Source organism: Streptococcus mitis, assembly GCF_009496205.1.
In the GTDB taxonomy this organism is placed as follows: domain Bacteria; phylum Bacillota; class Bacilli; order Lactobacillales; family Streptococcaceae; genus Streptococcus; species Streptococcus mitis_BN.
The window spans coordinates 1-8,688 of the sequence record NZ_WIJO01000067.1; the positions used below are offsets into that span (position 1 = coordinate 1).

At 41.8% G+C, this 8,688-nt stretch carries 11 protein-coding genes; 10 read left to right on the forward strand and 1 reads right to left on the reverse strand.

From position 1 onward, the window contains the following. The 10 genes from GEZ85_RS09115 to GEZ85_RS09160 form a co-directional block, all read left to right on the forward strand. A partial coding sequence (locus GEZ85_RS09115; RefSeq protein ID WP_140834408.1) for an IS3 family transposase occupies positions 1 to 95 on the forward strand: 95 nt, incomplete at its 5' end. 33 nt (positions 96 to 128) lie between these two features. Then, the gene (locus tag GEZ85_RS09120; protein ID WP_153210106.1) at positions 129 to 509 is read left to right on the forward strand and encodes a hypothetical protein; all 381 of its coding nucleotides are present in this window, start codon (positions 129 to 131) and stop codon (positions 507 to 509) included. 211 nt (positions 510 to 720) lie between these two features. After that, positions 721 to 1,311 carry a class I SAM-dependent methyltransferase gene (locus GEZ85_RS09125; RefSeq protein ID WP_080550737.1) on the forward strand — a complete coding sequence of 197 codons (591 nt, stop codon included), beginning with the start codon at positions 721 to 723 and terminating at the stop codon, positions 1,309 to 1,311. Further along, a complete protein-coding gene (locus GEZ85_RS09130) occupies positions 1,308 to 2,585 on the forward strand; it encodes a pyrimidine-nucleoside phosphorylase (protein WP_153210105.1) in 1,278 nt (425 codons plus the stop codon). The genes GEZ85_RS09125 and GEZ85_RS09130 overlap by 4 nt, the downstream gene beginning before the upstream one ends. Positions 2,586 to 2,604: 19 nt before the next feature. Further along, positions 2,605 to 3,267 carry a deoxyribose-phosphate aldolase gene (gene deoC / locus GEZ85_RS09135; RefSeq protein ID WP_153210104.1) on the forward strand — a complete coding sequence of 221 codons (663 nt, stop codon included), beginning with the start codon at positions 2,605 to 2,607 and terminating at the stop codon, positions 3,265 to 3,267. Continuing rightward, positions 3,254 to 3,643: a cytidine deaminase gene (locus tag GEZ85_RS09140; protein ID WP_000246097.1), complete on the forward strand. Its 390-nt coding sequence runs from the start codon at positions 3,254 to 3,256 to the stop codon at positions 3,641 to 3,643. The genes deoC and GEZ85_RS09140 overlap by 14 nt, the downstream gene beginning before the upstream one ends. Before the next feature lie 89 nt (positions 3,644 to 3,732). Continuing rightward, positions 3,733 to 4,785 carry a BMP family lipoprotein gene (locus tag GEZ85_RS09145; RefSeq protein WP_153210103.1) on the forward strand — a complete coding sequence of 351 codons (1,053 nt, stop codon included), beginning with the start codon at positions 3,733 to 3,735 and terminating at the stop codon, positions 4,783 to 4,785. A 143-nt stretch (positions 4,786 to 4,928) separates the two neighbouring features. Further along, a complete protein-coding gene (locus GEZ85_RS09150; RefSeq protein ID WP_153210102.1) occupies positions 4,929 to 6,464 on the forward strand; it encodes an ABC transporter ATP-binding protein in 1,536 nt (511 codons plus the stop codon). Next, positions 6,457 to 7,515, forward strand: a complete 1,059-nt coding sequence (locus tag GEZ85_RS09155) for an ABC transporter permease (protein WP_153210101.1) — start codon at positions 6,457 to 6,459, stop codon at positions 7,513 to 7,515. The genes GEZ85_RS09150 and GEZ85_RS09155 overlap by 8 nt, the downstream gene beginning before the upstream one ends. Positions 7,516 to 7,517: 2 nt before the next feature. Then, entirely contained in the window at positions 7,518 to 8,474 is a 957-nt protein-coding gene (locus GEZ85_RS09160) for an ABC transporter permease (protein ID WP_000029122.1), read from the forward strand. A 53-nt stretch (positions 8,475 to 8,527) separates the two neighbouring features. Here GEZ85_RS09160 and GEZ85_RS09165 read toward each other — a convergent pair. After that, positions 8,528 to 8,688 (reverse strand): IS3 family transposase (locus GEZ85_RS09165; RefSeq protein WP_153210100.1); only part of this gene is annotated, 161 nt, incomplete at its 5' end.

Sequence of the window (8,688 nt, forward strand, 5' to 3'; positions counted from 1 at the left end):
TTGTAGACTATATTGATTACTACAACAATAAACGAATTAAGGTAAAACTAAAAGGACTTAGCCCTGTACAATACAGAACTAAATCCTTCGGATAAATTAATTGTCTAACTTTTTGGGGTCAGTACAATATGGAACTCTGTTTTATTTTAAGTTTCGCCTTACCTTTTATAAAAGGAGCCAATGCGGATAATGGTAGACGTTTTGTGGAAACCTATTACGGTTTTACTTTTTTGATGGAACATGCCATTGTAACAGCTGTCTTTATCTGTTCACTCTTGATTGCTTGGCTACTAAAAAAACGATGGGCGAAAAGGCTTGCTGCTGGAAGTTATCTATTTTTGATTTTGTGGATTGCTACAGAAGGGTATCTCTTCCGCATGTCGCTAGAAGATTTGATACGACTTTGGACAAGTTTGGAATTCCTGACAAAAACGTATCAGTTGGGCTTTTATCTAAACATCTTGTTGGGAATTTTGTTGATAATTAAGTATCTGAAGGTTAAGCAATAGTAAATGAAAATGCGTCTGATTATAGATGACAAATTTATTGTTTTATCCTGACTATGATATTTATGGTTCTAAATGGTTTATCATTTATCTATAAGTGTTGAAAGAGATTGAAGAAAAGGTTTTACCTACTAGCTTTCTTCAGTCTTTTTTCGTTTTATTATCAATTTGTAAACGATTTACAATTTAAGTCAAATTATGGTAAAATAGTTTCATGAGTAAAATGTATTATGCAGAAAATCCTGACGCTGCTCACGACATTCATGAGTTGAGAGTGGACTTGTTGGGAGAAAAAATGACCTTTTTAACGGATGCGGGTGTTTTTAGCAAGAAAATGGTTGACTTTGGAAGTCAACTCTTGCTCAAGTGTCTTGAGGTCAACCAAGGAGAAACTGTCCTTGATGTAGGCTGTGGTTACGGACCTTTGGGTTTGTCCTTAGCTAAGGCTTATGGAGTTCAGGCGACCATGGTCGACATCAACAATCGTGCCTTGGATTTGGCACGACAAAATGCTGAACGAAATAAAGTGGCAGCTACGATTTTCCAGTCTAACATCTATGAACAAGTTGAAGGGAAATTTGACCATGTCATTTCCAACCCCCCTATCCGTGCAGGTAAGCAAGTGGTTCATGAAATCATTGAGAAAAGTAAAGATTTCTTGGAAACTGGTGGGGATTTAACAATCGTTATCCAGAAGAAACAAGGGGCTCCAAGTGCCAAGTCCAAGATGGAAGATGTGTTTGGTAATTGTGAAATCGTCAAAAAAGATAAGGGATACTATATCCTTAGAAGTGTGAAAGAATGAGAGCAGTTGATTTAATCCAAAAGAAACGAGACGGTCAAGAACTGACTTCGAGTGAAATTGAATGGCTGGTAGAAGGCTATGTGTCAGGAACTGTTCCTGATTATCAGATGTCTGCCTTTGCTATGGCTGTCTATTTCAAAGGAATGACGACTCGAGAAATATCTGATTTGACCATGAGAATGGTTCAGACAGGCCAAGAGTTTGATTTATCCGCTATTGATGGGGTTAAGGTTGACAAGCATTCTACTGGGGGTGTTGGTGACAAGGTGACTTTGATTTTAGCTCCTCTTGTTGCTAGCTTCGGTGTACCTGTGGCCAAAATGAGTGGTCGTGGTCTCGGCCATACTGGCGGAACAATTGATAAGTTGGAGTCCATTAAGGGTTATCAAGTAGAACGTAGTCAAGAGGATTTTATTCGTCAGGTACAGGACATTGGTGTATCTGTCATTGGGCAATCAGACCAGCTGGTCAAAGCAGATAAGCTTCTCTACGCCCTCCGTGATGTAACCGCAACTGTCGACACGATTCCTTTGATTGCGAGTTCGGTGATGAGCAAGAAAATTGCGGCAGGGGCGGATGCTATTTTGCTAGACGTGACTGTCGGTGAGGGGGCCTTCATGAAGACGGTTGATGAGGCGCGTGAACTGGCTCAAACTATGGTGGAACTTGGTAAGGCAGTTGGTCGAAAGACGGTAGCAGTCATTACGGATATGAGTCAGCCCTTGGGACGTGCTATTGGAAATCGCCTTGAAATCCTTGAAGCACTGGAGATTTTACAAGGGCAAGGCCGTCAGGATATTACCCACTTCATCTGTGAATTGGCTCAAATTATGCTTGGCCTGGCAAGTGTAAATAAAACAGTTGAAGAAGTTCGCCAACATCTTGAAAATGGTCAAGCGCTTGCTAAGTTTGAGGAGATGGTCCAAGCCCAAGGTGGAGACTTGGAAGACCTCTATCGCCCAGTCAATGTGTCCCATGTGGTGGAAATCCCTGCTCAGGAAACAGGTGTCATTTCAGCTCTTCCAGCCATGGAATTTGGCCTTTATGCCATGAGACTGGGAGCCGGCCGTGCAGTCAAGACTGATGTCTTGGACTATGAAACTGGAATTGTTTTTGAAAAGAAAGTTGGAGATTCCGTTCAAAAGGGAGAAATTGTTGCAAAAGTATACACAAATGGAAAAATTTCCCCTCAGCTAGTTACAGATTTTCAAAAATATGTTAAAATAAATGATAGGGTGCGAAGTTTACGAGAAATTATAGAAATTATCTCATAAACAACAGGAGAATCCGGATATGAAATTAAATAAATATATCGATCATACGCTTTTGAAGCAGGATGCGACAGAAAAACAAATTGATTGTTTGTTGTCTGAGGCTAGAGAGTATGATTTTGCCAGCGTCTGTGTTAATCCGACCTGGGTTGAACATGCTAAAAAAGGGCTTGAAGGTACAGATGTCAAGGTCTGTACAGTGGTTGGTTTCCCCTTGGGAGCAACAACTTCAGCCGTGAAATCATTTGAAACCAAGGAAGCTATCCAAAATGGTGCAGATGAGATTGATATGGTGATTAATGTTGGAGCTCTCAAAACAGGTAATCTTGATTTGGTTGAGTCGGATATTCGCGCAGTAGTAGAAGCAAGTGGTGACAAGTTAGTGAAAGTCATTATTGAAGCTTGCCTTCTGACAGACCAAGAAAAAGTTGTGGCTTGCCAATTAGCCCAAAAAGCAGGAGCTGATTTTGTTAAAACATCTACTGGCTTTTCAACTGGTGGTGCGACAGTAGCAGATGTTAGATTAATGCGTGAAACAGTTGGACCTGATATGGGAGTCAAGGCTGCAGGTGGAGCTCGTTCTTATGCAGATGCTCTTGCCTTTGTGGAAGCAGGGGCGACCCGTATCGGAACGTCAGCTGGGGTAGCCATTTTAAAAGGAGAATTGGCTGATGGCGACTACTGAGTTGATTGAACTAGCAATTGAAACCAGCAAGAAAGCCTATGTGCCCTATTCTCACTTTCCTATCGGAGCAGTTTTAGTGGCGAAAGATGGTAGCTCTTATACAGGTGTCAATATTGAGAATGCTAGTTATTCTTTGACTAACTGTGGAGAACGTACAGCGATTTTTAAAGCAGTTTCTGAAGGCCAAAGAGAATTTTCAGAATTGATTGTCTATGGTCAGACTGAAAAACCAATTTCACCATGTGGTGCTTGTCGCCAAGTGATGGCTGAATTTTTTGAACAAGATCTAAAAGTGACCTTAGTCGCAAAAGATAAATCGACGGTCGAGATGACGGTCGGGGAATTACTTCCATACTCTTTTACAGACTTAAACTAGTCTGAGTCGCTCTCTGAGTGGCACGGTCCTTGTGGCCAACCAATCCATACTTGCAACATCGTTGCACATCTTATTTAGGAGGTTCAGTAATGAACAAGAAACAATGGCTAGGCCTTGGTCTAGTTGCAGTGGCAGCAGTTGGACTTGCTGCATGTGGTAACCGCTCTTCTCGTAACGCAGCTTCATCTTCTGACGTGAAGACAAAAGCAGCAATCGTCACTGATACTGGTGGTGTTGATGACAAATCATTCAACCAATCAGCTTGGGAAGGTTTGCAGGCTTGGGGTAAAGAACACAATCTTTCAAAAGATAAAGGTTTTACTTACTTCCAATCAACAAGTGAAGCTGACTACGCTAACAACTTGCAACAAGCGGCTGGAAGTTACAACCTAATCTTCGGTGTTGGTTTTGCTCTTCACAATGCGGTTGAAGAAGCAGCAAAAGACCACTCTGACTTGAACTATGTCTTGATTGATGATGTGATTAAAGATCAAAAGAATGTTGCGAGCGTAACATTTGCTGATAACGAAGCTGCTTACCTTGCAGGTGTTGCAGCAGCTAAAACAACTAAAACAAAACAAGTTGGTTTTGTAGGTGGTATCGAGTCTGAAGTTATCTCACGTTTTGCAGCTGGATTTAAAGCTGGTGTTGAGTCAGTAGACCCATCTATCAAAGTACAAGTTGACTATGCTGGTTCATTTGGTGATGCGGCTAAAGGTAAAACAATTGCAGCAGCACAATACGCAGCTGGTGCAGACGTTGTTTACCAAGCAGCAGGTGGAACAGGTGCAGGTGTCTTTGCAGAAGCTAAATCACTCAACGAAAGCCGTCCTGAAAGTGAAAAAGTTTGGGTTATCGGTGTTGACCGTGACCAAGTAGGAGAAGGTAAATACACTTCTAAAGATGGAAAAGAATCAAACTTTGTTCTTGTATCTACTTTGAAACAAGTTGGTACAACTGTAAAAGATATTGCGAACAAGGCAGAAAAAGGTGAATTCCCTGGCGGTCAAGTAATCGTTTACTCGTTGAAAGATAAAGGGGTTGACTTGGCAGTGACAAACCTTTCAGAAGAAGGTAAAAAAGCTGTTGAAGATGCTAAAGCTAAAATCCTTGATGGAAGCGTAAAAGTTCCTGAAAAATAATGGATGGAAGTCATTTCTTAGGAAGCGGCCCTTGGCCGCTTTTTTAAGAGTTGAGACAAAGTCATTTTGTCTCAGTAAAGCTTGCTACTAGACAAACTAGCAAGTTTTATTGAAATAAAATAAGACTCTGAAAGGAAGAGCACATGGCACACGAAAATGTCATTGAGATGCGTGATATTACCAAGGTGTTTGGTGAATTTGTTGCCAACGACAAAATCAACCTGCACCTACGAAAAGGTGAAATTCATGCACTTTTAGGAGAAAATGGGGCTGGAAAATCCACGCTAATGAACATGTTAGCAGGGCTTCTTGAACCAACCAGTGGTGAAATCGCGGTCAACGGTCAAGTTGTTAACCTCGACTCGCCATCTAAAGCAGCTAGCTTGGGAATCGGAATGGTTCACCAGCACTTTATGTTGGTAGAGGCTTTCACGGTGGCTGAAAACATCATTTTAGGAAGTGAATTGACTAAAAATGGTGTGCTAGATATCGCTGGAGCTAGCAAAGAAATCAAGGCTCTTTCTGAACGTTATGGCTTAGCTGTGGACCCTTCTGCCAAGGTGGCAGACATCTCAGTTGGTGCCCAACAACGTGTAGAAATTTTAAAAACCCTTTATCGGGGGGCTGATATCCTTATCTTTGACGAACCAACGGCAGTCTTGACTCCGTCAGAAATTGATGAGTTGATGGCTATTATGAAAAATCTTGTCAAAGAAGGAAAATCAATTATCTTGATTACCCACAAGTTGGACGAGATTCGCGCAGTTTCTGACCGCGTTACAGTTATTCGTCGTGGGAAATCAATTGAAACTGTAGAAATTGCAGGGGCTACCAATGCTGATTTGGCAGAAATGATGGTAGGACGTTCCGTTTCCTTTAAAACAGAGAAACAAGCCTCTCAACCAAAAGAAGTGGTCTTGTCAATCAAAGATTTGGTGGTCAATGAAAACCGCGGTGTCCCAGCTGTGAAAAATCTGTCCTTGGATGTTCGTGCTGGAGAGATTGTTGGTATTGCGGGGATTGATGGAAATGGTCAATCTGAACTCATTCAAGCAATCACAGGTCTTCGCAAGGTTGAATCTGGTAGCATTGAGCTAAAAGGAGATTCAATTGTAGGCTTGCACCCACGTCAGATTACAGAGTTGAGTGTTGGGCACGTTCCAGAAGACCGTCACCGTGATGGTTTGATTTTGGAAATGATGATTTCTGAGAATATTGCCCTTCAAACCTACTACAAAGAACCACATAGTAAAAATGGAATTTTGAACTATTCAAATATTACTTCTTATGCTAAAAAGCTAATGGAAGAGTTTGATGTTCGTGCTGCCAGTGAATTTGTGCCTGCAGCTGCACTCTCAGGAGGAAATCAACAAAAAGCAATTATTGCTCGTGAAATTGATCGAGATCCTGATCTCCTTATCGTCAGCCAGCCAACTCGTGGGTTGGATGTCGGTGCCATTGAATATATCCACAAACGCTTGATTGAAGAGCGTGATAACGGTAAGGCTGTCCTGGTTGTCAGCTTTGAATTGGATGAGATTTTAAACGTCTCAGATCGTATTGCTGTTATCCATGATGGTAAGATTCAAGGTATTGTGTCACCAGAAACAACCAATAAACAAGAGCTTGGTGTCTTGATGGCTGGTGGAAACTTGGGAAAGGAGAAGAGTGATGTCTAAAAAATTACAACAAATTTCGGTTCCCTTGATTTCTGTATTCCTAGGAATTTTACTCGGAGCCATTGTCATGTGGATCTTCGGTTATGATGCTATTTGGGGCTACGAAGAATTGTTCTATACAGCCTTTGGTAGTCTACGCGGTATTGGAGAAATCTTCCGTGCTATGGGGCCTCTAATCTTAATTGGTCTTGGTTTTGCCGTTGCCAGTCGTGCAGGTTTCTTTAACGTCGGGCTTCCTGGTCAGGCTTTGGCAGGTTGGATTCTCAGTGGTTGGTTTGCCCTATCGCATCCAGATATGCCCCGTCCCTTGATGATTCTAGCAACCATCGTGATTGCCTTGATTGCTGGTGGGATTGTCGGAGCGATTCCGGGGATTCTGAGAGCTTATCTAGGGACATCAGAGGTTATCGTAACCATCATGATGAACTACATTGTCTTGTATGTAGGAAATGCCTTTATCCATGCCTTCCCTAAAGACTTCATGCAAAGTACAGATTCGACCATTCGTGTTGGGGCTAATGCAACCTACCAGACACCTTGGTTAGCTGAGTTGACTGGTAATTCGCGGATGAATATTGGTATTTTCTTTGCTCTTATTGCCGTTGCAGTCATTTGGTTCATGCTCAAGAAAACAACCCTTGGTTTTGAAATCCGTGCGGTTGGTCTTAATTCACATGCTTCAGAATATGCTGGTATTTCTGCAAAAAGAACGATTATTCTCTCAATGATTATTTCAGGTGCCTTGGCAGGTCTTGGTGGAGCTGTTGAAGGACTTGGAACCTTTCAGAACGTCTATGTTCAAGGGGCGTCATTGGCTGTCGGATTTAACGGGATGGCGGTTAGTCTGCTTGCGGCCAACTCACCAATTGGTATTCTATTTGCAGCCTTCTTATTTGGTGTTCTCCAAGTTGGAGCTCCTGGTATGAATGCGGCGCAGGTACCGTCTGAGCTTGTCAGCATTGTAACAGCGTCTATTATCTTCTTTGTCAGTGTTCATTACCTTATCGAACGCTTTGTCAAACCGAAAAAACAAGTTAAAGGAGGTAAGTAAAGATGTCTATTACAACCTTGCTCACCCTCTTGGTGTCTTCTATGCTGATTTACTCAGCACCTCTCATCTTTACAAGTATTGGTGGTGTTTTCTCTGAACGTGGTGGTGTGGTAAACGTCGGTCTTGAAGGAATTATGGTTATGGGTGCCTTTTCTGGAGTTGTCTTTAACCTTGAATTTGCAGAACAATTTGGAGCAGCAACTCCATGGCTATCCTTGCTTGTAGCAGGATTGGTTGGAGGACTCTTCTCTATCATCCACGCAGCAGCGACGGTTCATTTCCGTGCAGACCATGTTGTCAGCGGTACGGTATTGAACTTGATGGCGCCTGCCTTGGCTGTTTTCTTAGTGAAAGTTCTTTATAACAAAGGACAAACCGACAACCTAAGTCAAACTTTTGGACGCTTTGATTTCCCAGTCTTGGCAAATATCCCAGTGATTGGTGATATCTTCTTCAAGTCAACTAGTCTACTAGGTTATATCGCGATTGCCTTCTCATTCCTTGCTTGGTTTATCCTCTTCAAGACTCGTTTTGGTCTTCGTCTCCGCTCTGTCGGTGAACATCCTCAAGCAGCGGATACCTTGGGAATCAACGTCTACAAGATGAGATATTTAGGGGTTATTATTTCAGGTTTCCTAGGTGGAATTGGTGGAGCGATTTATGCTCAATCCATCTCAGTTAACTTCTCAGTAACAACTATTGTTGGACCTGGATTTATCGCTCTTGCTGCGATGATCTTTGGAAAATGGAATCCAATCGGAGCCATGCTATCTAGTCTCTTCTTTGGACTTTCACAAAGTTTGGCTGTTATCGGATCTCAATTGCCATTCCTACAAGGAGTACCTGCGGTTTATCTTCAAATCGCACCTTATGTTTTGACTATTTTGGTCTTGGCAGCCTTCTTTGGAAAAGCAGTCGCACCAAAAGCAGATGGTATCAACTATATCAAATCAAAATAAGCATATAAAAAAACGTCAGTACATGTACTGACCCCAAAAAGTTGGACAAATAATTATTGAAAGGATTTAGTTCTGTATTGGACAGGACTAAGTCCTTTTAGTTTTACCTTAATTCGTTTGTTGTTGTAGTAATCGATATAGTCTATAATAGCTTGTTCCAATTGATTAAGTGATTTAAAGTTTTTCTCATGGCCATAAAACATTTCGGATTTTA

Bases quoted from the DNA above. Each gene is read 5' to 3' on its own strand.
- GEZ85_RS09140 (WP_000246097.1), top strand. From the start codon at position 3,254: ATGGCGACTACTGAGTTGATTGAACTAGCAATTGAAACCAGCAAGAAA.
- GEZ85_RS09145 (WP_153210103.1), top strand. From the start codon at position 3,733: ATGAACAAGAAACAATGGCTAGGCCTTGGTCTAGTTGCAGTGGCAGCA.
- GEZ85_RS09150 (WP_153210102.1), top strand. From the start codon at position 4,929: ATGGCACACGAAAATGTCATTGAGATGCGTGATATTACCAAGGTGTTT.
- GEZ85_RS09120 (WP_153210106.1), top strand. From the start codon at position 129: ATGGAACTCTGTTTTATTTTAAGTTTCGCCTTACCTTTTATAAAAGGA.
- GEZ85_RS09155 (WP_153210101.1), top strand. From the start codon at position 6,457: ATGTCTAAAAAATTACAACAAATTTCGGTTCCCTTGATTTCTGTATTC.
- GEZ85_RS09160 (WP_000029122.1), top strand. From the start codon at position 7,518: ATGTCTATTACAACCTTGCTCACCCTCTTGGTGTCTTCTATGCTGATT.
- GEZ85_RS09125 (WP_080550737.1), top strand. From the start codon at position 721: ATGAGTAAAATGTATTATGCAGAAAATCCTGACGCTGCTCACGACATT.
- GEZ85_RS09130 (WP_153210105.1), top strand. From the start codon at position 1,308: ATGAGAGCAGTTGATTTAATCCAAAAGAAACGAGACGGTCAAGAACTG.
- deoC (WP_153210104.1), top strand. From the start codon at position 2,605: ATGAAATTAAATAAATATATCGATCATACGCTTTTGAAGCAGGATGCG.